A 25,115-nucleotide genomic window follows, 5' to 3' on the forward strand; every position below is an offset into this window, starting at 1 on the left:
AGTGTGAATGACCGGAGTAGCGGAGTAATCTCAAATTCGGTAAGGCGCAGACTCTTCCATTAGCTGGTTAGCTCGCTGTTTATTTTCCGCCACCAGCACAATGCCATGACATTTTTGATCCGGTGAAATACTCCAGATACGCTCTTCCGGAATGCAACCGCCATCGTAGATCACTTTCGTGCCATCGTAAGGCCAAAATGCCCCTTGTTCAGTGTCTAATACAAACACGGAAATCTGATCGGACTCGCGCGCGATCTTCTGCCAGAGCATCTTCCCGCCATCATATTGATCAAAATCGCTGATTAGCGTGATACCGCATTGCAGAATTAGCGCTTCATACAGCCGAGTTGCCAGACCCTTATCGCGCTCACCTGGAGAGACACAAATACCTTCCACCTGTACCAGATCCGAGTCTTCCCACCAGCGTTCAACGGCAATGATATCGCTGCCGAACTCTTTTTTACGCTGCAGATCGAGAGCGGCAAGTACCCGATGACGCGGCACGCCTGCAAAAAACTTCAATGTCCGCTTCAATGATGGCCGCTCTTGGCGTCTGGTTGTCATAAATTACCTGTAACAGACGTCCAGAAAGCTCGATCTCTTCCACCACGCGAAAAGAACGAGCAACCGTCATAGGGCTATAGGTGGTTGGCATCACGATCATATGTGAATCACTTCAATTCAGAACAGAATTGCTCACAATAGCAGCACGTTTGCTTCAGGCCTCTTGATAAATTCTGAAAATCATCCCTCAATTTGCCCCAGCGCCTGCGCCAGCTGCGCGCGGGTAAAAGGTTTGCGCAGTAGCGCCACATCGGGCAGCGCGGGGTTATGGCTGGGGCGTAAATCCTGGCCGCTGATGAGTAGCAGCGTCAGGTGCGGGTAAAGTTTGCGGGCTGCATTGACCACTTCTGCGCCGCTCATGCCGCCTGGGAGCATTAAATCACTGATAAAGATATCGATTTCTGCTGATGCCGCCAGCAGGTCCAGCGCCTGATCGCCGCTGCTCGCTTCCAGCGTCAAATAGCCCAACAGGTGCAACTGCTCGCAGATGGTCTGGCGCACCGCGGCTTCATCTTCCAGCACTAACACCAGTTTATCGCCGCTGACAGCTGTCTGCTCTACCGTCGCTGGCGATAGGTTTTTCGCCGCCGTCAGCGCGCGGGGAAGCTGTAATCTGACCGTTGTTCCCTGCCCCGGCGCGCTTTCAATTTCTACGCGCCCGCCGGACTGGCGCACGAAACCATAGACCATCGACAAGCCCAGCCCGCTGCCGCTGCCCGTCTGTTTGGTGGTAAAGAACGGCTCAAATACCTGGCTTTTCACCGCCTGCGACATACCGCTGCCATGATCGATGACCTCCAGTGCCACCATGTCCTGTCGCTGCCCACTGCTGCGAGTAACGCGCTGATTCCAGGTGCGAATTTTGATGATTCCCGTCTGCCCTTCCATCGCATCGCGGGCGTTCACTACCAGGTTGATGATGGCGTTTTCCAGCTGGCTGACGTCAATCCACGCGGGCCACGCCGGAGACTGCGCTTCAATCTCCAGCGCCAGCGTTGTCGGTAAGGAGTGGCGCATTAATTCGCTTAACTCTTCCAGCAGTGTTTTCAGTTCAACGGCTTGCGGGTGTAAGGACTGCTTGCGGGAAAACGCCAGCAGTCGCTGGGTCAGTAGCGCCCCACGTTCGGCGGCTTGCAGCGCCCGCTGTATTCGCGGCGCGTCGGGCGAGTCCGTGTTCACCAGCTCCAGGCTGCCAATGATCACCGCCAGCAGATTATTAAAATCATGTGCCAGCCCGCCTGTCAGTTGCCCAACCGCTTTCAACTTCTGGCTGTGCAATAGCGCCTCTTCCAGCCCCTGCCGCTCGGTTTGGGCAATCTCCATCTGCGTAGTTTTCTCTTTCAACAGCCGTGACGTTCGTTCGAGTGATGCGGTATTGCGGGCAAAAACGTTAAAGGCGCGCGCCAGTTCACCTAACTCATCGCGCCGCTGTAACGCCGGAAAAGTGACGTCCGCTTCGCCGTGCGCCAGGCGGCTCATAGCGCGGGAAATCGCCGTCAGGTTAGAGCCGAGATTGCGATAGATATACCAACCTGCAAACGCGGTGATCACCACCGCTAACAGGGCGAAAATCATGATCACCCTCTCGCCAGAGCGCAGATCCTGGTAACTTTGCGCCACCCGCTGACCGGAGAGCGTCGCTACCTGTTCGGCATAATGGTTAATGTCACTATTGAGGATCGCCACCAGCGCTTTGATGTGGAACATATACCAGCTGATCGCCAGATCGCTTTGCTCGAGAGCTGCCGAAAGCGGCGCCAGCTTGCGCAGTTCATCATTGAAATCAGTGAGTAGCGTATTAACCAATGGCGTATCGCTGTGGGTCGGCAGCGCAGACATCACCCCGACCAGTTGATGAATAATCGCCTGCGGCGCGGGCGTGGCAATAGCGGCAACAATCAGTCGGTTCATCTCGTTAAGCAAAATGTCATCTTCCGCGTGAGTGACTTTTTGCAAATGCCGCAGATAACTTAAGTTTTGATATAGCGAACTTAACAGCGCGTTACGCTCCAGATGCCGCCTTTGCCCGCGCTCCAGCATTCCGCCGACGCTGGTTTGCAGTTCGTTACTACGCGTGATGATTCGCGTCACCAGCCCGGCGTCCTGCTGCGCTAAAGGCGCGTCCGCCAGTTGCTCAAGCGAGATTTTTAACGCCCGCTGTGTCTCCTGCAATCGCTCGGCCTCGCCTTTATATTCCAGCGCTCCCACCACCTGCGACAATCGCACCGCCGCCGTCGCCACGTTTGCGGTGTCGCGCGCCAGATTCAGGCTGCCGGTCATATCATCCACCGTTTGCTGCTGCACCAGCTCCTGCATCTGGCTGGCATGGCGAAAGCCCATTACCGCCACGCCGCTGACCATCAGCGTCACCGCCACCACCAGCAAATTCAAAAGCAGCAATCGCCCGCGCGCGCTGGCAAAAAAGTGACGTCCGGGGTGCGCCATATCACGCTCCGTAAAGAAAAATCGCAATATGACAAATATGAACGGCTTCTGACATTTTGCATTTACTTTCCTGTGATGGAGTGCTGATATCGACAACCTCGCAGGAGTCCGCCATGAACAGCACGCCGGTTCTGGAGATGCGCAATATTGCCAAAGCCTTCGGCAAATTTTACGCGCTCAAGGGGGTGGATTTGACGGTCTACCCTGGCGAGATCCATGCCCTGATGGGGGAAAACGGCGCCGGAAAAAGCACGCTGATGAAGGTGCTGGCGGGGGCGTATACCGCCACCAGCGGCGAGATCCTGATTGACGGCAAGCCCTTTCACATTCGCACGCCAAAAGATGCTTTAAGCGCCGGTATTACGCTGATTTATCAGGAGATGCAGCTGGCACCGAATCTGACTGTGGCAGAAAATATTTTCCTCGGCAGCGAGCTTTCCCACGGCGGGCTGGTGCAGCGTAAAGAGATGCTGGTGCAGGCGCAAAAAGTGATCGACCGCCTCGGCGCGCAGTTTAACGCCAGCGATAAAGTCATGACGCTGACCATTGCCGAGCAACAACAGGTCGAAATCGCCCGCGCGCTGCATCGCAACAGCCGCATTCTGGTGATGGACGAACCTACCGCTGCCCTCTCCTCGCGTGAAACTCACCGCCTGTTTGAACTGATTATGCGGCTGCGCGATGAAGGGATGGCGATTATCTATATCAGCCACCGCATGGCGGAAGTGTATGAGCTTTCCGATCGCGTCAGCGTGCTGCGCGACGGGCAATACGTTGGCAGCCTGACCCGCGACAATCTCAACGCCGCTGAACTGGTGCGGATGATGGTCGGCAGGCCACTGAGCGATCTGTTCAATAAAGAGCGCGATATCCCACTCGGCAAAGCCCGCCTGAATGTTCACCACCTGACCGACGGTGGCAAAGTCCAGCCGAGTAGTCTGCTGGTGCGTTCCGGCGAAATTGTCGGCCTCGCCGGGCTGGTGGGCGCCGGACGTTCCGAACTGGCGCAGTTGATCTTCGGCGTGCACAAAGCGACGGGCGGAATGATTGAAGTCGATGGTGAACCGGTGGTGATCCACTCCCCGCGCGAAGCTATCGATCTTGGCATTGGTTTTCTCACCGAAAACCGCAAAGAACAAGGCTTATTCCTTGAAATGGCGGCAGCCGAAAACATCACTATGGCAACCCTGGAGCGCGATGCCAGCTGGGGAATGCTCAATCGCAAAAAAGCACAAACTATCTCCGATGACGCCATCAAGTTGCTCAACATCCGCGTGCCTCATGCCCAGGTGCGAGCGGGCGGGCTTTCCGGCGGCAATCAGCAAAAACTGTTGATCTCCCGCTGGGTGGCGATTGGCCCACGCATTTTACTGCTCGACGAACCCACCCGCGGCGTGGACGTCGGCGCAAAAAGCGAGATCTACCGGATCATGAACGAGATGGCGCGCAAGGGCGTGGCGATCCTGATGATCTCCAGCGAACTGCCGGAGATAGTCGGCATGAGCGATCGCGTTTATGTGATGCGCGAAGGCAGCATTGCCGGTGAGTTAAACGGCAAAAACATCACCCAGGAAAACATTATGACCTTAGCGACTGGCGTCAACGACGCCCATTCCCAGGCGGTGCCCTCATGACGACCTCTGCAAAGACCTCTGCCAAAAAAATGCTGATGAGCGATCTGATGCAAACGGTCGGCATTTTGCCCATTTTAATTCTGATCGTGGCGGTATTTGGCTTTATCGCACCGAACTTTTTTACTGAAAGCAACCTGCTGAATATTACCCGTCAGGCGTCGATCAACATTGTTCTGGCGGCGGGAATGACCTTCATCATTTTGACTGGCGGAATCGATCTTTCTGTAGGTTCAATTCTCGGCACCACGGCGGTGGCGGCGATGGTCGTCTCCCTTAGCCCGGAGTTCGCCATGCTGTCGATTCCAGCGGCGCTGATGCTCGGCCTGCTGCTGGGGTTGTTCAACGGCGCGCTGGTGGCCTTTGCCGGATTGCCACCGTTTATCGTCACGCTCGGCACCTATACGGCGCTACGCGGGGCGGCGTATCTGCTGGCGGACGGCACCACGGTCATCAACTCCAACATTAATTTCGAGTGGATAGGTAATAACTATCTTGGGCCTGTCCCGTGGCTGGTGGTGATTGCCCTCGCAGTGATTGTGCTGTGCTGGTTTATTCTGCGCCGCACCACGCTTGGCGTTCATATCTACGCCGTCGGCGGCAATATGCAGGCAGCGCGTCTTACCGGCATTAAGGTCTGGCTGGTGCTGCTGTTTGTTTATGGCATGAGCGGCCTGCTTTCAGGGCTTGGCGGGATTATGAGCGCCTCGCGGCTGTACAGCGCCAACGGCAACTTAGGCATGGGGTACGAACTGGATGCCATTGCGGCGGTGATCCTCGGCGGCACCAGTTTTGTCGGCGGCATCGGCACCATCACCGGCACGCTGGTTGGGGCGCTGATTATCGCCACGCTAAACAACGGCATGACCCTAATGGGCGTCTCTTACTTCTGGCAACTGGTGATCAAAGGGGCGGTGATCATCATTGCGGTGCTGATCGATAAATACCGTACCCGACATCATCAAAGCGCATAACAACAATACCCTACACATGAGGAATAAAGCATGAGATTGAAGCCCTTAGTGACCGCGCTCTGTGCAGGCGCGCTGCTGGCCGCAGCACCGTTCGCCCAGGCAAAAGAACTGAAGTCGATAGGCGTGACGGTAGGCGATCTGGCAAACCCATTCTTCGTGCAGATCACCAAAGGCGCGGAGCTGGAAGCGCGCAAACTGGCGGGCGATAACGTCAAAGTGACGCTGGTGTCCAGCGGCTACGATCTGGGCCAGCAGGTGTCGCAGATCGACAACTTTATCGCCGCTAACGTCGATATGATCATCCTCAACGCTGCCGATTCAAAAGGGATCGGCCCGGCGGTGAAACGGGCAAAAGATGCCGGGATAGTGGTCGTCGCGGTTGACGTAGCGGCAGAAGGTGCCGATGCGACCATCACCTCCGATAACACCCAGGCGGGCGAAATGGCCTGTAAATACATCACCGATCGCCTGAAAGGCAAAGGCAACGTGGTGATCATCAACGGGCCTCCGGTGTCCGCCGTGCAAAACCGCGTTGAAGGCTGCCAGACTGAATTTAAACGCCATCCTGACATCAAGGTGCTCTCTGACAACCAGAACGCCAAAGGCAGTCGTGAAGGCGGGCTGGAGGTAATGACCGGACTGCTGGCGGCAAATCCGAAGATTGACGGCGTATTTGCCATTAACGATCCCACCGCGATCGGTGCCGATCTGGCAGCCAAACAGGCACAACGTAGCGAGTTCTTTATTGTCGGCGTTGACGGAAGCCCGGACGCCGAAGAGGCGCTGAAACGTGAGAACTCGTTGTTTGTCGCCACCCCTGCGCAAGATCCCCAGGTGATGGCAGCGAAAGCGGTGGAAATTGGCTACGACATTTTGCAGGGCAAACCCGCGCCGAAAGAGCCGGTGCTGATCCCGGTGACGATGATCGACAAAAACAACGTCGGCAATTACAAAGGCTGGACGGTGAAATAAGTCCACACGCCGGGCGGCGCTGCTGCCCGGCCACCGCTAAGGAGAACGCTTTCGATGAAACGCTCCGCTATAAACGACATTCTCGGCCATACACGGCAATTCTTTTCGCAACATGACGTGCATCTTCCGCCCTTTGCCAGTTTCACGCCTGCCCAATGGCAACAACTCGACACCACCGCGTGGGAGGAAGTTTTTGATCTCAAACTCGGCTGGGATGTTACCGCTTTTGGTGGCAACGACTTTGCTGCACAGGGACTGACGCTGTTTACCCTGCGTAACGGTTCGCCAAAAGGAATGCCGTATGCGAAATGTTACGCCGAGAAGATCATGCATGTGCGCGATGCGCAGGTAACGCCAATGCATTTTCACTGGCGTAAGCGTGAGGACATTATCAATCGCGGCGGCGGCAATTTGATTGTTGAACTATGGAATGCCGATAGCAACGAGCAAACGGTTGATAGCGACGTTACGGTGGTGATCGACGGCTGCCGCCAGAAACATACCGCAGGCAGTCAGTTGCGCCTGTCTCCCGGCGAAAGTATCTGCCTGCCGCCAGGCCTTTATCACAGCTTTTGGGCAGAAGCCGGTTTTGGCGATGTGCTGGTTGGCGAAGTCTCTTCTGTTAATGACGACGACCACGATAACCACTTTTTACAGCCGCTGGACCGCTACAACCTGATTGACGAAGACGAACCGGCCCAGTTGGTGTTGTGTAACGAATACCGCCAGTTCCGCTGAATAAGGAGAACGTTATGCCGTTGATTTCTCTCGCTGAAGGGCTGGCTCATGCCCGCGAACATCGCTATGCGTTAGGTGCGTTTAATGTGCTGGACTCACACTTTTTACGCGCGCTATTTGCTGCGGCCAGACAAGAACGTTCGCCGTTTATTATCAACATTGCCGAAGTACATTTTAAATATATCTCGCTGGATTCCCTGGTCGAAGCCGTGAAATTTGAAGCGGCGCGCCATGCCATTCCGGTGGTGTTAAATCTCGATCACGGGCTGCATTTTGAATCGGTGGTGCAAGCGTTGCGGCTGGGATTCAGCTCGGTAATGTTTGACGGCTCCACGCTGGAGTATGAAGAAAATGTCCGCCAGACGCGGGAAGTGGTGAAAATGTGCCATGCCGTTGGCGTATCGGTAGAAGCTGAACTGGGCGCGGTAGGTGGCGACGAAGGCGGTGCGCTTTACGGTCATGCCGATGAATCTCTGTTTACCGATCCGCAACTGGCGCGTGATTTTGTCGACCGTACCGGCATTGACGCGCTGGCCGTGGCGATTGGCAATGCACACGGCAAATATCGCGGCGAACCGAAACTCGATTTCCCGCGCCTCGACGCTATCCGCCAGCAGGCGGCAATCCCGCTGGTGTTACACGGCGGCTCAGGGATTAGCGATGCCGATTTCCGCCGCGCCATAGAACTGGGTATCCACAAAATCAATTTCTACACGGGTATGTCGCAAGCGGCGCTGGCAGCCGTTGAGGCCCGAATGGCGCGCCGTCAGCCGATGTATGACGAGTTCGCCGAGTTACTGCTGGCAGTGGAAGCCGCCATCAGCGATACGGTTGCACAACAGATGCGTATTTTCGGCAGTGCGGGGCAAGCATGATGGAACGTAAAGGGATTATCGCCGCAGGCAATATGCTGGTTGACCACGTCCATCAGATTATCCAGTGGCCAGAGCGCGGCTGGCTGGCGGAGATCACCCACAGCGAACGCTCTACCGGAGGCGCGCCCCTTAACGTCCTGCTGACGCTGGCGAAAATGCGCACCGGGCTGCCGTTACAGGCGGTCGGGCTAATCGGTCAGGACAGCGACGGCGATTACATCATGGCGATGCTTGAACAATATCACGTCAATCGCCAGCATGTGCAGCGCACCACCTTTGCCCCGACGTCGATGTCGCAGGTGATGACCGACCGAAGCGGGCAGCGGACGTTTTTCCATTCGCCGGGCGCTAACCGACTGCTTGATCTTCCGGCGTTCGATCAGCTCGATAACAGCATGAAGATTTTCCATCTCGGCTATTTACTGTTGCTCGATAGCCTGGATATGCCGGACGATGTTTACGGCACCCGTAGCGCGCGCCTGCTGGCGCAAATGCGTGATAATGGCTTTGAAACCTCGCTCGACCTTGTCTCCCGCAAGGGCGATCCGCGTTATCAGCCGATGGTGCTGCCCGCATTGCGCCATCTGGATTATCTGGTAATTAACGAACTGGAGGCCGGGGAGTTTAGCGGGCTGGAAATTCGCTTACCCAACGGCGAACCGCATATCGTGCATATTGCTGCCGCCGCGCGTGAACTGTTAGATGCGGGCGTACGCCAGCGAGTGGTGATCCACTGTCCGGAAGGTGCCTGGGGAGAGACACCGGAACAGGGCGGCGTGTGGATCCCTTCGCAAAAGTTAGAACAACGGGAAATTATCGGCAGCGTCGGCGCGGGCGATGCATTTTGTGCCGGATTTTTATATGGCTGCCATGAACGCTGGACGCTTACCGAGAGCATCAAACTGGCACACGCCTGCGCGCGGGCAAGCCTGTTATGTGCCAATGCTATCGACGGGGCAAAAACGCTGGAAGAACTACAAACAGAATTGTCGGATTAGTGCACGTCGGCAGCGAAGACATACCCCAGACCGCGCAGAGTTTTAATCAACATCGGCTGATGCGGGTTTAGTTCGATTTTGCGGCGTAAGCGCATGATTAATACGTCGATGGTGCGATCAAACACCTCCACGCTATCGCTGTGGGTGAACTCCAGCAACTGCTCGCGGCTTAACACCCGACGAGCGTTTTGCGCCAGGGCCAGTAACAAGCCATATTCGCCCTGGGTCAGCTCGACATGTTGTTGTAGCGGATTGTGCAACTGGCAGCGCGTGGTATCGAGATACCAGCCATTAAATGACAGCCCGGCGTTTTCTCCTCATTGACCACCAGCGCGCCAACGCGCCGTAGCACCGCTTTTAGTCGCGCGACCACGACCCGTGGGGTAAACGGCTTGCAGATGTAATCATCTGCGCCCATTTCCAGCCCGACCACCACATCAGACTCACTGCCCAGGCCGGTCAGCATCACCACCGGCAGTGCAGGACGCATTTTCTGTAATTGTTGCAATACCCTCAGGCCGTTGGTATCGGGTAGCATCATATCCAGCACCACCAGCGCGATATCAGGATCGCCCTCAACACGTGATATTGCCTCCTGCCCGGTATGGCAGACTGAAACCGTAAAGACATGTTCACTTAACACGTCCTGCAACAGTGCGCAGATAGCCGTGTCATCATCCACCACCAGCACAACAGGTTTCATGGTTATACTCCGAATTATTCACCTGATTAATCATTGTGCGGACTTCTTGCCGAAGTGAAAGAGAAAAGCAATATATATAATAAAAACATAAGTCAGGTCACATTATTTATGACAATAATAAATATGCCGTAATTTTCCCTCTTCAGCACAAATGCCTAATAAAATGGCCGATTCTGTTCACACTTCTGCTTATTCAATTCGTCGTTTCCCAATTATGATAACGCCAGCTTTAAATGACGTATTTTGCATGGACTACATATTTACGACATAAATGATAAATGGAGATTTATATGAATAACTCTCGGTTATTCCGTTTGAGCAGGATTGTTATTGCCTTAACCGCCGTCAGCGGCATGATGATAAATACCGCTTACGCAACAGATGAAGCGAAAGGCGCCACTCAATATACCCAGCAGGTTAATCAGAATTACGCCAAATCATTACCGTTTAGCGATCGTCAGGATTTTGACGATGCCCAGCGTGGATTTATCGCTCCGCTGCTGGATGAAGGTATTCTGCGTGATGCGAACGGTAAAGTTTACTACCGCGCGGACGATTACAAATTTGATATTAATGCCGCTGCGCCGGAAACCGTAAACCCCAGCCTGTGGCGTCAGTCGCAAATCAACGGTATTTCTGGCCTGTTCAAAGTCACCGATAAAATGTATCAGGTGCGCGGCCAGGATATCTCTAACATTACGTTCGTTGAGGGTGAGAAAGGCATTATTGTTATCGACCCGCTGGTAACGCCGCCTGCCGCAAAAGCCGCACTTGACCTTTACTTCCAGCATCGTCCGCAAAAACCGATTGTTGCCGTTATCTACACTCACAGCCACACCGACCACTATGGCGGCGTGAAAGGCATTATCTCTGAAGCTGATGTTAAATCCGGCAAAGTTCAGGTGATCGCCCCGGCTGGCTTTATGGACGAAGCCATCAGTGAAAACGTGCTGGCGGGTAACATCATGAGCCGCCGTGCGCTCTACTCTTACGGTCTGTTACTGCCGCACAACGCGCAAGGTAACGTGGGTAATGGCCTTGGCGTGACGCTGGCAACGGGCGACCCGAGCATTATTGCACCGACTAAAACTATCGTCAGAACTGGCGAGAAGATGATTATCGACGGCCTGGAGTTTGACTTCCTGATGACCCCAGGCAGCGAAGCGCCAGCCGAAATGCACTTCTATATTCCGGCCCTGAAAGCCCTGTGTACCGCCGAGAACGCCACACATACCCTGCACAACTTCTACACTCTGCGCGGCGCGAAAACCCGCGACACCAGCAAGTGGACCGAGTATCTGAACGAAACGCTGGATATGTGGGGTAATGACGCGGAAGTGCTGTTTATGCCGCACACCTGGCCGGTCTGGGGCAATAAGCATATCAATGATTATATTGGTAAATATCGCGATACTATCAAGTACATTCACGACCAGACCCTGCACCTGGCGAACCAGGGCTACACCATGAATGAAATCGGCGACATGATTAAGCTGCCGCCTGCGCTTGCCAATAACTGGGCCAGCCGCGGCTATTACGGTTCTGTCAGCCACAACGCCCGCGCGGTGTATAACTTCTATCTTGGCTATTACGACGGTAACCCGGCTAACCTACATCCGTATGGTCAGGTGGAGATGGGTAAACGTTATGTGCAGGCGCTGGGCGGTTCTGCCCGTGTCATCAACCTGGCGAAAGAAGCGAACAAGCAAGGTGATTATCGCTGGTCCGCAGAGTTGCTGAAACAGGTGATTGCCGCCAACCCGGGTGACCAGGTCGCGAAGAATCTGCAAGCGAATAACTTTGAACAGCTGGGCTATCAGGCCGAGTCCGCCACCTGGCGCGGTTTCTACCTGACCGGCGCGAAGGAGCTGCGCGAAGGGGTGCATAAGTTCAGCCACGGCACCACCGGTTCCCCGGACACCATTCGCGGGATGTCGGTCGAAATGCTGTTCGACTTTATGTCCGTTCGCCTCGATAGCGCGAAAGCCGCGGGTAAAAATATCAGCCTGAACTTCAATATGAGCAACGGCGATAACCTCAACCTGACGCTGAACGATAGCGTGCTTAACTACCGTAAAACACTGCAACCGCAAGCCAACGCCTCTTTCTACATCAGCCGTGAAGATCTTCACGCCGTGCTGACCGGGCAAGCCAAAATGGCGGATCTGGTAAAAGCGAAGAAAGCCAAAATTATTGGCAATGGCGCGAAACTGGAAGAAATTATTGCCTGTCTGGATAATTTCGATTTGTGGGTGAATATCGTAACTCCAAATTAATGCCACTCGCTTTTGGGGGCGCGTGAGCCCCCAAAAGCATTTATTTTAAATATATATACAGCCAATTAATACATAAAATATATAAGTTATGAATGCGGTGGCTGAATAAAGCTATTTTTATTCATCAAGAAAATAGCCATACTGACGCCTTCAATGGATATTGATATTCACTACAGATATTGTTCGCAGCAGACAGGATGTATTTAATATGCCAACAGTTCTCTCTCGCATGGCGATGCAACTCAAAAAAACAGCCTGGATAATTCCCGTCTTCATGGTTTCGGGATGCTCATTATCTCCGGCAATCCCGGTGATCGGCGCTTATTATCCCAGCTGGTTTTTCTGCGCCATTGCCAGCCTTATTTTGACGCTCATCACGAGGCGAATTATTCAGCGGACAAATATCAATCTGGCATTTGTCGGAATTATTTATACCGCCCTTTTTGCTCTCTACGCCATGCTGTTCTGGCTGGCATTTTTCTAATCTATTTGAGACGCGCTCATGGAAAGTACGCCGAAAAAAGCTCCTCGCAGTAAATTCCCTGCTCTGTTAGTGGTTGCGTTGGCGCTGGTTGCCCTTGTTTTCGTTATCTGGCGCGTAGACAGTGCGCCATCAACTAATGACGCTTACGCGTCAGCAGATACCATTGATGTGGTGCCGGAAGTCAGCGGTCGCATTGTAGAACTGGCGGTCGCCGACAACCAGGCGGTGAAACAGGGCGATTTGCTGTTCCGCATTGACCCGCGCCCGTACGAAGCCAATCTGGCGAAAGCCGAAGCCTCCCTCGCGGCGCTGGATAAGCAAATTATGCTCACCCAGCGTAGCGTTGACGCGCAACAGTTTGGTGCCGACTCGGTTAATGCCACGGTAGAAAAAGCCCGTGCCGCGGCAAAACAGGCCAGCGATACATTACGCCGCACCGAGCCATTACTGAAAGAAGGTTTTGTCTCAGCGGAAGAAGTTGACCGTGCAAGAACGGCGCAGCGCGCCGCAGAAGCGGATCTTAATGCCGTATTGTTACAGGCGCAGTCAGCCGCCAGCGCCGTCAGCGGCGTCGATGCACTGGTCGCCCAACGTGCGGCGGTCGAAGCGGATATCGCGCTGACCAAACTGCATCTGGAAATGGCGACCGTTCGCGCGCCGTTTGATGGCCGGGTCATTTCCCTCAAAACCTCGGTTGGGCAATTTGCTTCTGCCATGCGCCCTATTTTCACCCTAATCGACACTCGTCACTGGTACGTGATCGCCAACTTCCGCGAAACCGATCTGAAAAATATTCGCTCAGGTACACCCGCAACGATTCGCCTGATGAGCGACAGCGGCAAAACCTTCGAGGGTAAAGTGGATTCGATTGGCTACGGCGTGCTACCGGATGACGGCGGCCTGGTGCTGGGCGGCCTGCCGAAAGTGTCACGGTCTATTAACTGGGTCCGCGTCGCCCAGCGTTTTCCGGTCAAAATCATGGTTGATAAACCTGATCCGGAAATGTTCCGCATCGGTGCTTCGGCAGTCGCTAATCTTGAGCCGCAATAATGAGCGCGCTCAACTCCCTGCCATTACCGGTGGTCAGGCTGCTGGCGTTCTTTCATGAAGAGTTAAGCGAGCGGCGACCAGGCCGCGTGCCGCAGACCATGCAACTCTGGGTAGGCTGCCTGCTGGTGATTCTGATCTCGATGACCTTCGAGATCCCCTTCGTGGCGTTATCACTAGCGGTGCTGTTTTACGGTATTCAGTCGAACGCGTTTTACACCAAATTTGTGGCGATCTTATTTGTGGTCGCCACGGTGCTGGAGATCGCCAGCCTGTTTTTGATCTACAAATGGTCATACGGCGAACCGTTGATCCGATTGATCATCGCCGGACCGATCCTGATGGGCTGCATGTTTTTGATGCGCACCCATCGGCTGGGGCTGGTCTTTTTCGCCGTTGCCATTGTCGCTATTTACGGGCAAACCTTCCCCGCCATGCTCGACTATCCGGAAGTGGTCGTGCGCTTAACGCTGTGGTGTATTGTTGTCGGCCTCTACCCGACGTTATTGATGACGTTAATCGGCGTGCTGTGGTTTCCCAGTCGTGCCATTACGCAAATGCATCAGGCGCTTAATGATCGGCTTGATGATGCCATTAGTCACCTGACAGACAGCCTCGCACCGCTACCCGAAACGCGGATTGAAAGAGAGGCGCTGGCGCTGCAAAAACTCAATGTCTTTTGTCTCGCGGACGATGCCAACTGGCGAACCCAGAGCGCATGGTGGCAAAGCTGCGTGGCAACGGTAACCTACATTTACTCGACGCTGAATCGCTACGATCCCACCTCTTTTGCTGATTCTCAGGCAATTATTGAATTTCGGCAAAAATTAGCCTCAGAAATCAACAAGCTGCAACATGCCATTGCCAAAGGTCAGTGCTGGCAAAGCGACTGGCGACTTAGTGAAGATGAAGCGATGGCGGCACGGGAATGTAACCTGGAGAATATCTGCCAGACGTTGTTGCAACTGGGTCAGATGGACCCGAATACGCCGCCAACGCCCGCCGCCAAACCGCCGTCAATGGTCGCCGATGCTTTTACCAATCCAGACTATATTCGCTACGCGGTAAAAACGCTGCTCGCCTGTTTGATCTGTTACACCTTCTACAGCGGCGTCGACTGGGAAGGTATTCATACCTGTATGCTGACCTGCGTGATCGTCGCTAACCCGAACGTCGGTTCGTCGTACCAGAAGATGGTGCTGCGTTTTGGCGGGGCTTTTTGCGGCGCGATTCTGGCGCTGTTATTCACGCTACTGGTCATGCCCTGGCTGGACAATATTGTCGAATTGCTGTTTGTGCTGGCACCGATTTTCCTGTTGGGCGCATGGATTGCCACCAGCTCTGAACGTTCTTCTTATATCGGCACACAGATGGTGGTCACCTTCGCGCTCGCCACGCTCGAAAACGTTTTTGGCCCGGTGTACGACCTGGTGGAAATTCGCGATCGCGCCCTGGGTATCATCATTGGTACCGTGGTGTCCGCGGTGATTTACACCTTTGTCTGGCCTGAAAGTGAAGCGCGCACACTGCCGCAAAAACTGGCTGGCGCGCTGGGTATGTTAAGTAAAGTAATGCGGATCCCACGCCAGCAAGAAGCCACGGCTCTGCGCACTTATCTGCAAATTCGCATAGGTCTGCATGCGGCGTTTAATGCCTGTGAAGAGATGTGCCAACGCGTAGCGCTGGAGCGTCAACTGGACAGCGAAGAACGCGCATTACTGATTGAACGTTCGCAAACGGTTATTCGTCAGGGGCGCGACATTCTTCACGCCTGGGATGCGACCTGGAACTCGGCGCAGGCGCTGGATAACGCACTACAGCCGGACAGAGCAGGCCAGTTTGCCGACGCACTGGAGAAATATGCCGCCGGTCTGGTAACCGCACTCAGCCGTTCTCCTCAAATAACGCTTGAAGAAACACCCGCCTCGCAGGCCATCCTGCCGACCTTATTAAAACAGGAGCAACACGTCTGCCAGCTTTTCGCCCGCTTGCCAGACTGGACAGCCCCGGCATTAACGCCCGCCACGGAACAGGCACAAGGAGCCACGCAATGATCAATCGTCAACTTTCACGCCTGCTGTTGTGCAGCATTCTCGGCAGCACGACGCTGATTTCCGGCTGTGCCCTGGTACGTAAGGATTCTGCGCCTCATCAACAGCTCAAACCGGAACAAATCAAACTTGCCGATGATATTCATCTGGCCAGTTCCGGCTGGCCGCAGGCGCAGTGGTGGAAACAATTTAACGATCCGCAACTGGATGCCCTGATCCAGCGCACACTGCAAGGTTCACACACGCTTGCTGAAGCGAAACTGCGGGAAGAAAAAGCGCAATCGCAGGCCGACCTGTTAGATGCCGGTTCACAATTACAGGTGGCGGCGTTAGGGATGCTCAACCGCCAACGTGTCTCGGCGAACGGTTTTTTAAGCCCTTATTCAATGGATGCGCCAGCACTGGGTATGGACGGGCCATACTATACGGAAGCCACAGTAGGTTTGTTTGCCGGACTGGATCTCGATTTGTGGGGTGTACATCGCTCGGCGGTTGCCGCCGCTATTGGCGCGCATAATGCCGCGCTGGCAGAAACCGCAGCAGTAGAGTTATCGCTGACCGCGGGCGTAGCGCAGCTTTATTACAGTATGCAGGCCAGCTATCAGATGCTTGATCTGTTAGAACAAACTCGCGATGTGATTGATTACGCGGTGAAAGCGCACCAGAGTAAAGTGGCGCACGGTCTGGAAGCGCAAGTGCCTTTCCACGGCGCGCGGGCGCAGATTCTGGCCGTCGATAAACAAATTGCTGCCGTCAAAGGGCAAATCACCGAAACGCGAGAATCTCTGCGCGCATTGATTGGCGCGGGGGCCAGCGATATGCCGGAGATCAAGCCGGTGGCATTACCGCAAGTACAGACCGGCATTCCGGCGACGCTCTCTTATGAGTTGCTCGCCAGACGCCCGGATCTGCAAGCCATGCGCTGGTATGTTCAGGCGTCATTAGATCAGGTAGATTCCGCGCGGGCGCTGTTCTACCCGAGCTTTGATATCAAAGCGTTTTTCGGTCTGGACTCCATCCACCTGGATACCTTATTCAAAAAAACCAGTCGCCAGTTCAACTTCATCCCGGGTCTGAAATTGCCGCTGTTTGACGGTGGACGGTTGAATGCCAATCTCGAAGGCACTCGCGCCGCCAGCAACATGATGATTGAACGTTACAACCAGTCAGTACTGAACGCGGTGCGCGACGTTGCAGTCAATGGCACGCGTCTGCAAACGCTCAACGACGAGCGGGAGATGCAGGCAGAACGCGTGGAAGCAACGCGCTTCACCCAGCGCGCCGCCGACGCCGCCTACCAACGCGGTCTAACCAGCCGCTTACAGGCAACCGAAGCTCAGTTGCCGGTGCTTTCCGAAGAGATGTCATTACTGATGCTGGACAGCCGCCGGGTGATTCAAAGTATTCAGTTGATGAAATCGCTGGGCGGCGGGTATCAGGCGGCTCCCGTCGTTGAGAAAAAATAAAATGTCTGCCGCGTGATGGCTGTCACGCGGTATTTCGTTTCGTCACGTCAAAACTGACGACAGCCTGTTTTTCGTCAGAGTTTTGAATAAATAGTGCCCGTAATATCAGGGAATAGCCTCAAATAAAATGTGGCATAAAAGATGCATACTGTGGTCGAGAGCGCGTATGCGTGATTTGATTAACTGGAGCGAGACTGATGAAAAAAGTCGTCACGGTTTGCCCCTATTGCGCATCAGGTTGCAAAATCAACCTGGTCGTCGATAACGGCAAAATCGTCCGGGCGGAGGCAGCACAGGGGAAAACCAACCAGGGTACTCTGTGTCTGAAGGGCTATTATGGCTGGGATTTTATTAACGATACCCAGATCCTGACCCCGCGCCTGAAAACCCCCATGATCCGTCGCCAGCGTGGCGGCAAACTCGAACCTGTTTCCTGGGATGAGGCACTGAATTACGTTGCCGAGCGCCTGAGCGCCATCAAAGAGAAGTACGGTCCGGATGCCATCCAGACGACAGGCTCCTCGCGTGGTACGGGTAACGAAACCAACTATGTAATGCAAAAATTTGCGCGCGCCGTTATTGGTACCAATAACGTTGACTGCTGCGCTCGCGTCTGACACGGCCCATCGGTTGCAGGTCTGCACCAATCGGTCGGTAACGGCGCAATGAGCAATGCCATTAACGAAATTGATAATACCGATTTAGTGTTCGTTTTCGGGTACAACCCGGCGGATTCCCACCCTATCGTGGCGAATCACGTGATTAACGCTAAACGTAACGGGGCGAAAATTATCGTCTGCGATCCGCGCAAAATTGAAACCGCGCGCATTGCTGACATGCACATCGCACTGAAAAACGGCTCGAACATCGCGCTGTTGAATGCGATGGGTCACGTCATTATTGAAGAAAATCTGTACGACAAAGCGTTCGTCGCTTCCCGTACGGAAGGCTTTGAAGAATATCGTAAAATCGTTGAAGGCTACACGCCGGAGTCGGTTGAAGATATCACTGGCGTTAGCGCCAGTGAGATTCGTCAGGCGGCGCGGATGTATGCCCAGGCGGAAAGCGCATCTATTCTGTGGGGCATGGGTGTGACCCAGTTCTATCAGGGCGTGGAAACCGTGCGTTCTCTGACCAGCCTCGCGATGCTGACCGGTAACCTCGGTAAGCCGCATGCGGGCGTTAACCCGGTTCGTGGTCAGAACAACGTGCAGGGCGCCTGTGATATGGGCGCGCTGCCGGATACGTATCCGGGATACCAGTACGTGAAAGATCCGGCTAACCGCGAGAAATTCGCCAAAGCCTGGGGCGTAGAAAGCCTGCCTGCTCATACCGGCTATCGCATCAGCGAGCTGCCGCACCGCGCAGCGCATGGCGAAGTGCGTGCCGCGTACATTATGGGCGAAGATCCGCTGCAAACGGATGCGGAACTGTCGGCAGTCCGTAAAGCCTTTGAAGATCTGGAACTGGTCATCGTTCAGGACATCTTTATGACCAAAACCGCGTCGGCGGCGGATGTCATTTTACCGTCAACGTCGTGGGGCGAGCATGAAGGTGTCTATACTGCGGCTGACCGTGGCTTCCAGCGTTTCTTCAAGGCGGTTGAACCGAAGTGGGATCTGAAAACGGACTGGCAGATTATCAGTGAAATCGCCACCCGTATGGGTTATCCGATGCACTACAACAACACCCAGGAGATCTGGGACGAGTTGCGTCATCTGTGCCCGGATTTCTACGGTGCGACTTACGAGAAAATGGGCGAACTGGGCTTCATTCAGTGGCCTTGCCGCGATACGTCAGATGCCGATCAGGGGACTTCTTATCTGTTTAAAGAGAAGTTTGATACCCCGAACGGTCTGGCGCAGTTCTTCACCTGCGATTGGGTTGCGCCAATCGACAAACTCACCGACGAGTACCCGATGGTACTGTCAACGGTGCGTGAAGTTGGCCACTACTCTTGCCGTTCGATGACCGGTAACTGTGCGGCACTGGCGGCGCTGGCTGATGAACCTGGCTACGCACAAATCAATACCGAAGACGCCAAACGTCTGGGTATTGAAGATGAGGCATTGGTTTGGGTGCACTCGCGTAAAGGCAAAATTATCACCCGTGCGCAGGTCAGCGATCGTCCTAACAAAGGGGCGATTTACATGACCTACCAGTGGTGGATTGGCGCCTGTAACGAGCTGGTTACCGAAAACTTAAGCCCAATTACCAAAACGCCGGAATACAAATACTGCGCCGTGCGCGTCGAGCCGATCGCCGATCAGCGCGCCGCCGAGCAGTACGTGATTGACGAGTACAACAAGTTGAAAACTACGCCTACGCGAAGCGGCACTGGCGTAAATAAGTCCCTCCTACAGCCTCCTCTGGGAGGCTGTTTTTTTATCCATTCGAACTCTTTATACTGGATACACCCTACCCAATCGTATTATCAAAATGAAAAAAATTATCGCATTGATGTTGTTTTTGACATTCTTTGCCCACGCGAATGACTCTGAGCCTGGCAGCCAGTATGTAAAGGCGGCAGAAGCCGGAGACAGACGCGCACAATATTTTCTTGCCGACAGCTGGTTTAGCTCCGGCGATTTGAGCAAAGCCGAATATTGGGCACAGAAAGCCGCCGACAGTGGTGATGCCGATGCCTGCGCGCTGCTGGCGCAGATTAAAATCACCAATCCGGTCAGTCTGGACTATCCACAAGCAAAAATTCTCGCCGAAAAAGCAGCGCAAGCGGGCAGTAAAGAAGGTGAAGTGACGCTGGCACATATTCTGGTGAATACTCAGGCAGGTAAACCGGATTATCCGAAGGCGATTTCGCTGTTAGAAAACGCCTCGGAAGATCTGGAGAACGACTCCGCCGTCGATGCCCAGATGCTGCTTGGTTTGATTTACGCCAACGGCATAGGCATTAAGGCCGATGATGAGAAAGCGACCTGGTATTTCAAGCGTAGCTCTGCGATTTCCCGTACCGGTTATTCCGAGTACTGGGCAGGAATGATGTTCTTAAACGGTGAAGAAGGTTTTATCGAGAAGAACAAACAGAAGGCGCTGCACTGGTTGAACCTGAGCTGTATGGAAGGGTTTGATACCGGGTGTGAAGAGTTTGAAAAATTAACCAATGGTTAAGGTAGCCCTGATAAAACACGTTAAACGTCGCATCAGGCATTGATGTCGGATGCGGCGTAAACGCCTTATCCGACCTACAAAATCACGCTAAATCAGGCTATTGCGCTGTCTGGCGTAGGCCTAATAAAACGCGGTAAGCGTCGCATCAGGCACTGATGTCGGATGCGGCGTAAACGCCTTATCCGACCTACAAAATCACACTAAATCAGGCTATTGCGCTGTCTGGCGTAGGCCTGATAAAACGCGGTAATCGTCACATCAGGCATTGATGTCGGATGCGGCGTAAACGCCTTATCCGACCTACAAAATCACGCTAAATCAGGCTATTGCGCAGTCTTGCGTAGGCCTGATAAGACGCGGTAAGCGTCGCATCAGGCATCCACACATTGCCGGGTGGATATCCCCGGCAATCTTCAATTACTGATCCGCAGTCTTATCAAATTTGCCCAGCACTTCACGCTCGTAGGCCATCGCTTTTTTGTGGTCAAATTTGTGTTCCCACTTGGCAATCACCAGCACCGCCAGCGCATTACCTACCACGTTCAGCGCGGTACGCGCCATGTCGAGGATACGGTCAACACCGGCAATAAACGCCAGACCTTCCAGCGGAATACCTACGCTACCCAGCGTTGCCAGCAGCACAACAAACGACACGCCCGGCACGCCAGCAATCCCTTTCGAGGTCACCATCAGCGTCAGCACCAGAATGATTTCCTGCCAGATAGACAGGTCAATGCCATACAACTGCGCGATGAAGATAGCGGCAATACTTTGATACAGCGTCGAACCATCTAGGTTAAAAGAGTAACCGGTCGGCACCACGAAACTGGTGATCGACGCCGGGGCGCCGTAGGCTTCCATCTTCTCAATAATTCGCGGCAGCACGCTTTCAGAGCTGGCAGTGGAGTACGCCAGAATCAGCTCATCTTTCAGAATACGAATCAGGATCCAGACACTTAACCCGCACAGGCGCGCCACAATTCCCAGCACTACCAGCGCGAAGAACAGAATGGCGAAATGCACCAGCAGCACCAGTTTCGCCAGTGGCCACAGAGAAGAGAAACCAAAGTTAGCCACTGTCACCGCAATCAACGCAAACACACCCACTGGGGCATAGCGCATCACCATGTGCGTCACTTTAAACATGGTTTCAGAGATAGAGCGGAACACGGTCACCAGCGGTTCACGATGCAACGCAGGCAGGGAGGAAAGCCCCAAACCAAACAGTACCGAGAAGAAGATAATTGGCAGCATTTCGCCTTTCGCCATCGACGCCACAATGTTCGTCGGCACCAGCGACAAAATCGTGCCCATAATGCCGTGGGAACTGCTTTGGACTGCTTCCGTAGTGCTCTGATATTTCGAGATATCGACGGTCGCCAGCTGCGACATATCCACCCCGGCACCGGGCTGGAAGACGTTCGCCAGAGTGATCCCCAAAATGATAGCGATGGTGGTGATCACCTCGAAGTAGATAATGGTTTTCGCACCAATTCGCCCGAGCTGTTTGGCGTCGCCGACACCTGCGATACCGACCACCAGCGTGGAAATTACAATCGGCACAACAATCATTTTGATCAGGTGGATGAAGATATCACCCGCTGGAGAGAGCAAATTGACGACCAGCCAGTCGCGGCTGTCGCTATGGTAGTGCAGGTAGCTTCCCAGGAGAATGCCCAGCACCATAGCAAACAGAATCTGCCAGGCCAGGCTGAATTTTATATTTTTCATATGAATGACTTCCTCAATGGAGCGCCGTTCCCCGTTCAGAAACGCGAGAACGTGACATACTGCCAGGGCATGAATTGTGTTGCGTTGGTTTGTAGATTTTTTTAACGCTTATGATCAGTATCATTTGCGCGGTATGTTGCGCAACCCTTTAACAACAGAGCTTTTCGCTGCATTAATGCATAATAACGCGAGTTTATGGCAGGATTAATGAATAACCATTTGTTATGGAAAGATTTTTATTTGTTTAATCTGCAATAATACTGATTAGTGATTATTTTTGGCATATGTTCATTCGATTATTTTTTATGCAGCTCAATGACATAATCTCCAACGCCGGATGATTAATCCGATCGCCGCTGTAGCAGTTTTGCCATATTAATCGACTCAACCAACTGTGTTCGGTTAACTCGCGGTGAGTTGAGATCCATCACTTTTTGCCATAGTTCGATGGCTTGCGCGTAGTTCGCCTGCATAAACGCATCTGAAGCCAGCAGCATCAGGGCGGTGATTTCGTTAGAGTCCAGCGCGAGGGCTTTGTCGATCATTGCGCGAGTCTGGGCGGTCATATGCTGGCTGGCCTGGTAATAAAGCACCGTCGCCAGCGCCGCATACAGTTCAGCGTTCTCACCACGTAGTTGCAACGCCTGACGGTACGCCAGCAGCGCATTGCTGTAATCGTTTTGCCACAGATAGTACTCGCCCAGTAACGCCCACTGTTCGCTGTTTTGTGGATTAGCGCGGATTTTATCCTGCAATGCCTGAAGCTGCGCTTCCGGGGTTTGCTGGCTGGCAAACTGATGTAGCGGATCGCGCTGACGCTGATACTCCGCACGTACCGCCTGCCATTTTGGGCTTAACAGATAACTGCCGACACAGAGAAATACCATCAATATCGTGAGTGTTGTCAGCATTTTCACCGGTATTTGAGGCTGTTTCATCGCTTCGCCCTCACTCGCCAGAGGATCAGTGCCATCAGCAGTAACAACACCACTGGCAGCGCCCACAACACCAGCGTCTGACCCGTTAACGGTGGGTTATAGCGAACAAAATCTCCGTATCGTTCGGTCATCCAGCCAATGATTTCGGCTTCGTTCTTCCCCTCCGCCACCATGCTGTAAACCTGATGGCGCATACTGACCGCCACCGGCGCGTTGGATTCCAGTAAGTTTTGATTCTGGCACTGCGGGCAGCGTAACTGGCTGGCAATATTTAACGCCTGTTCCTGTTGTTGTGGATTGGCAAATTGCCAGGTGTCTACGACCTGAGCGCGCGCAAAACAGGTAAATAGCAGCAGCAAAATGAGAAGCCCTTTATTCATCGCGCTTCCTCCCCCGCCATCCGCTTAATAACGCGCCCGCAATCATCAACAATCCACCCCCCCAGATCCAGCGCACACCGCTTTGTACATACAAACGAAAAGCGTAACGATCCGCTCCGTTTTTTTCACCCATGACCGCATACCAGTCATGGATGCCGTTCCAGCGAATTGACGGCTCCATCATTTGCTGACGGCGTGCTTCGTAAAAAACGCCGCTCCGGCGTCAGTTCACCAATGCGTTGCTGATGGTCAAACAGTGCCACTATCGCTTTTTCGCTGGTGTAATTGCCTTTGGCTTGCAGATCGAGGCGTTCAAAACGGAAGGTGTATCCTGCCAGCGTCACCTGCTGACCCGGCTGTAAATTCAGGCTGATCTCCTGACGGCTAATGCTGGAGACCACGATCCCCGCGGCAAATAACAGCACGCCCGCATGCGCCAACAGCGCCGGAAGCCGCGCGCGTTTGCCAGAGACAAACGTCGCCAGCACAATCACCACCAGCATCAACAGACCAAACGGTAACGTCGCGCGGTTAAAATACGGTGCGCCAACGGAGAGGCGTCCCCAGCCCAGCAGGCCGTAAATCATCGGATAAAGCGTTCCCATCAGCACGATCAGTAGCACCGCGCAAAACAGCAACAGCGTAGCGAGGATTAACATTTCCCGCGATAACACCGAAAAACGCACCGCCGGGCCACCGTCCCGCGCTCGCCAGCCATACAGAGCCAGAGACGCAAGGCTAATCAGTGCAAACAGGCTGAACAACGGCACGGCGCGGACGTTATCCAGCGCGAACGCATGAACCGAAACCAGAATGCCAGAACGGACAATCAACGTCCCCAGCAGCGACAGCATCAGGGTGACTATCGCCAGCAGCAGCGACCAGTGACGGAAAATCCCCCGCTGGCGAGTCAGGGACAAACTGTGCAGCAGCGCGGTTGCAGAAAGCCAGGGTAATAAAGAGGCGTTTTCCACCGGATCCCAGAACCACCAGCCGCCCCAGCCCAGTTCGCAATAGGCCCACCAGGAACCGAGGATGATCCCCGCCGTTAATGCACTCCAGCCAGGTAGTGCCCAGCGCCAGCAAATTCGGGCGCTGGCACCATCAAACTCGCCGCGCAGTAGACTCGCCAGCGCCACGCTCGCCGCTACCATCAAACCGCCATAGCCGAGATAAAGCAGCGGCGGATGGAAGATAAGACCGGGATGTTGCAGCATCGGATTGAGATCGCGGCCTTCGATTGCTGGTGGAAATATCCGCACGAAGGGATCGGACCACAGCACTACAAACAGTAGCAGTGCGGCGAGCATGAGAGATAAAACGGCTAGCGTCAGCGGAAATAGCGGATCGGTTTGCTGCCGATAATGCCAGGCAAACAGCGCGCTCCAGGCGGAAAGCAGCAGCACCCAAAGCAGCAGCGAACCTTCATGACCACCCCATACCGCCGCCAGTTTGAGTTCCCACGACAGCAGGCTGTAGCTATGTTGGGCGACATAAATGACCGAGAAATCGCTGATGAGAAAACAATACGTCAGTACGCCAAAGCCGAGCAGCAGGAGCGCGAACTGCGCCAGAATGCCGATGCAAGTGAGTCGCATCATGGCAGGCCAGCGCAACCACACTCCCGCGAAGGTCGTCAACGGGGTCAACACGTTGACCCCGAGACTTAACAACAACGCCAGAAAACCGACTTCAGGAAGGAATACGTCCAGA

16 protein-coding genes and 4 pseudogenes are annotated in these 25,115 nt (G+C 54.1%); 13 read left to right on the plus strand and 7 right to left on the minus strand.

Annotated elements, in window-relative coordinates; genetic code table 11:
- Positions 1 to 30: 30 nt before the first annotated feature.
- Positions 31 to 664 (minus strand): annotated as a pseudogene (locus CRI63_RS08045) (N-acetyltransferase).
- An 80-nt stretch (positions 665 to 744) separates the two neighbouring features.
- A complete protein-coding gene (locus CRI63_RS08050; protein WP_135519155.1) occupies positions 745 to 3,009 on the minus strand; it encodes a hybrid sensor histidine kinase/response regulator in 2,265 nt (754 codons plus the stop codon).
- A 113-nt stretch (positions 3,010 to 3,122) separates the two neighbouring features.
- On the opposite strand from CRI63_RS08050, the gene CRI63_RS08060 reads away from it, so the two are divergent.
- From CRI63_RS08060 to CRI63_RS08085, 6 genes are read left to right on the plus strand one after another with little or no spacing between them, the layout of a single operon-like run.
- Positions 3,123 to 4,643, plus strand: a complete 1,521-nt coding sequence (locus CRI63_RS08060) for a sugar ABC transporter ATP-binding protein (protein ID WP_130215632.1) — start codon at positions 3,123 to 3,125, stop codon at positions 4,641 to 4,643.
- Positions 4,640 to 5,614 carry a hypothetical protein gene (locus CRI63_RS08065; protein ID WP_021557441.1) on the plus strand — a complete coding sequence of 325 codons (975 nt, stop codon included), beginning with the start codon at positions 4,640 to 4,642 and terminating at the stop codon, positions 5,612 to 5,614. Before CRI63_RS08060 ends, CRI63_RS08065 begins: the two co-directional genes overlap by 4 nt.
- Positions 5,615 to 5,644: 30 nt before the next feature.
- Positions 5,645 to 6,586: an ABC transporter substrate-binding protein gene (locus CRI63_RS08070; RefSeq protein WP_130205867.1), complete on the plus strand. Its 942-nt coding sequence runs from the start codon at positions 5,645 to 5,647 to the stop codon at positions 6,584 to 6,586.
- 54 nt (positions 6,587 to 6,640) lie between these two features.
- Positions 6,641 to 7,324 carry a D-lyxose/D-mannose family sugar isomerase gene (locus CRI63_RS08075; RefSeq protein ID WP_130215628.1) on the plus strand — a complete coding sequence of 228 codons (684 nt, stop codon included), beginning with the start codon at positions 6,641 to 6,643 and terminating at the stop codon, positions 7,322 to 7,324.
- A gap of 14 nt (positions 7,325 to 7,338) precedes the next feature.
- A complete protein-coding gene (locus CRI63_RS08080) occupies positions 7,339 to 8,199 on the plus strand; it encodes a ketose 1,6-bisphosphate aldolase (RefSeq protein WP_135486790.1) in 861 nt (286 codons plus the stop codon).
- A complete protein-coding gene (locus tag CRI63_RS08085; protein ID WP_135519158.1) occupies positions 8,196 to 9,197 on the plus strand; it encodes a carbohydrate kinase family protein in 1,002 nt (333 codons plus the stop codon). The genes CRI63_RS08080 and CRI63_RS08085 overlap by 4 nt, the downstream gene beginning before the upstream one ends.
- Here CRI63_RS08085 and CRI63_RS08090 read toward each other — a convergent pair.
- Positions 9,194 to 9,900: pseudogene (locus CRI63_RS08090) on the minus strand (response regulator transcription factor). The gene CRI63_RS08085 and the pseudogene CRI63_RS08090 overlap by 4 nt on opposite strands.
- A 290-nt stretch (positions 9,901 to 10,190) precedes the next feature.
- On the opposite strand from CRI63_RS08090, the gene yjcS reads away from it, so the two are divergent.
- The 7 genes and pseudogenes from yjcS (at position 10,191) to yjcO (ending at position 20,353) form a co-directional block, all read left to right on the plus strand.
- On the plus strand, positions 10,191 to 12,176 hold the full coding sequence (yjcS, locus tag CRI63_RS08095; protein WP_130215622.1) for an alkyl sulfatase YjcS: 1,986 nt from the start codon (positions 10,191 to 10,193) through the stop codon (positions 12,174 to 12,176).
- Positions 12,177 to 12,384: 208 nt separating this feature from the next.
- The gene (locus tag CRI63_RS08100) at positions 12,385 to 12,660 is read left to right on the plus strand and encodes a YtcA family lipoprotein (RefSeq protein ID WP_001308208.1); all 276 of its coding nucleotides are present in this window, start codon (positions 12,385 to 12,387) and stop codon (positions 12,658 to 12,660) included.
- Positions 12,661 to 12,678: 18 nt separating this feature from the next.
- A complete protein-coding gene (gene mdtN / locus CRI63_RS08105; protein WP_135519161.1) occupies positions 12,679 to 13,710 on the plus strand; it encodes a multidrug efflux transporter periplasmic adaptor subunit MdtN in 1,032 nt (343 codons plus the stop codon).
- Positions 13,710 to 15,761 carry a multidrug efflux transporter permease subunit MdtO gene (mdtO, locus tag CRI63_RS08110; protein WP_135519164.1) on the plus strand — a complete coding sequence of 684 codons (2,052 nt, stop codon included), beginning with the start codon at positions 13,710 to 13,712 and terminating at the stop codon, positions 15,759 to 15,761. Before mdtN ends, mdtO begins: the two co-directional genes overlap by 1 nt.
- A complete protein-coding gene (mdtP, locus tag CRI63_RS08115; RefSeq protein ID WP_135519167.1) occupies positions 15,758 to 17,224 on the plus strand; it encodes a multidrug efflux transporter outer membrane subunit MdtP in 1,467 nt (488 codons plus the stop codon). The genes mdtO and mdtP overlap by 4 nt, the downstream gene beginning before the upstream one ends.
- Positions 17,225 to 17,421: 197 nt before the next feature.
- Positions 17,422 to 19,570: pseudogene (fdhF, locus tag CRI63_RS08120) on the plus strand (formate dehydrogenase subunit alpha).
- 93 nt (positions 19,571 to 19,663) lie between these two features.
- Positions 19,664 to 20,353: a Sel1 family TPR-like repeat protein YjcO gene (gene yjcO, locus CRI63_RS08125; RefSeq protein ID WP_064525643.1), complete on the plus strand. Its 690-nt coding sequence runs from the start codon at positions 19,664 to 19,666 to the stop codon at positions 20,351 to 20,353.
- Between the two features lie 417 nt (positions 20,354 to 20,770).
- Here the strand turns inward: yjcO and gltP are convergent, their stop codons facing one another.
- The 4 genes and pseudogenes from gltP to CRI63_RS08145 form a co-directional block, all read right to left on the minus strand.
- Positions 20,771 to 22,084, minus strand: coding sequence for a glutamate/aspartate:proton symporter GltP (gene gltP, locus CRI63_RS08130; protein WP_130218549.1), 1,314 nt, complete (start codon positions 22,082 to 22,084; stop codon positions 20,771 to 20,773).
- 341 nt (positions 22,085 to 22,425) lie between these two features.
- A complete protein-coding gene (gene nrfG / locus CRI63_RS08135; RefSeq protein WP_135519170.1) occupies positions 22,426 to 23,022 on the minus strand; it encodes a heme lyase NrfEFG subunit NrfG in 597 nt (198 codons plus the stop codon).
- Complete coding sequence (gene nrfF, locus CRI63_RS08140) at positions 23,019 to 23,402, minus strand: heme lyase NrfEFG subunit NrfF (protein ID WP_135519173.1); 384 nt, start codon at positions 23,400 to 23,402, stop codon at positions 23,019 to 23,021. The genes nrfG and nrfF overlap by 4 nt, the downstream gene beginning before the upstream one ends.
- Positions 23,395 to 25,114: pseudogene (locus CRI63_RS08145) on the minus strand (heme lyase CcmF/NrfE family subunit). The gene nrfF and the pseudogene CRI63_RS08145 overlap by 8 nt, the downstream one beginning before the upstream one ends.
- Position 25,115: the final 1 nt, after the last annotated feature.

This window comes from Escherichia sp. E2661, from assembly GCF_004745185.1.
In the GTDB taxonomy this organism is placed as follows: Bacteria; Pseudomonadota; Gammaproteobacteria; order Enterobacterales; family Enterobacteriaceae; genus Escherichia.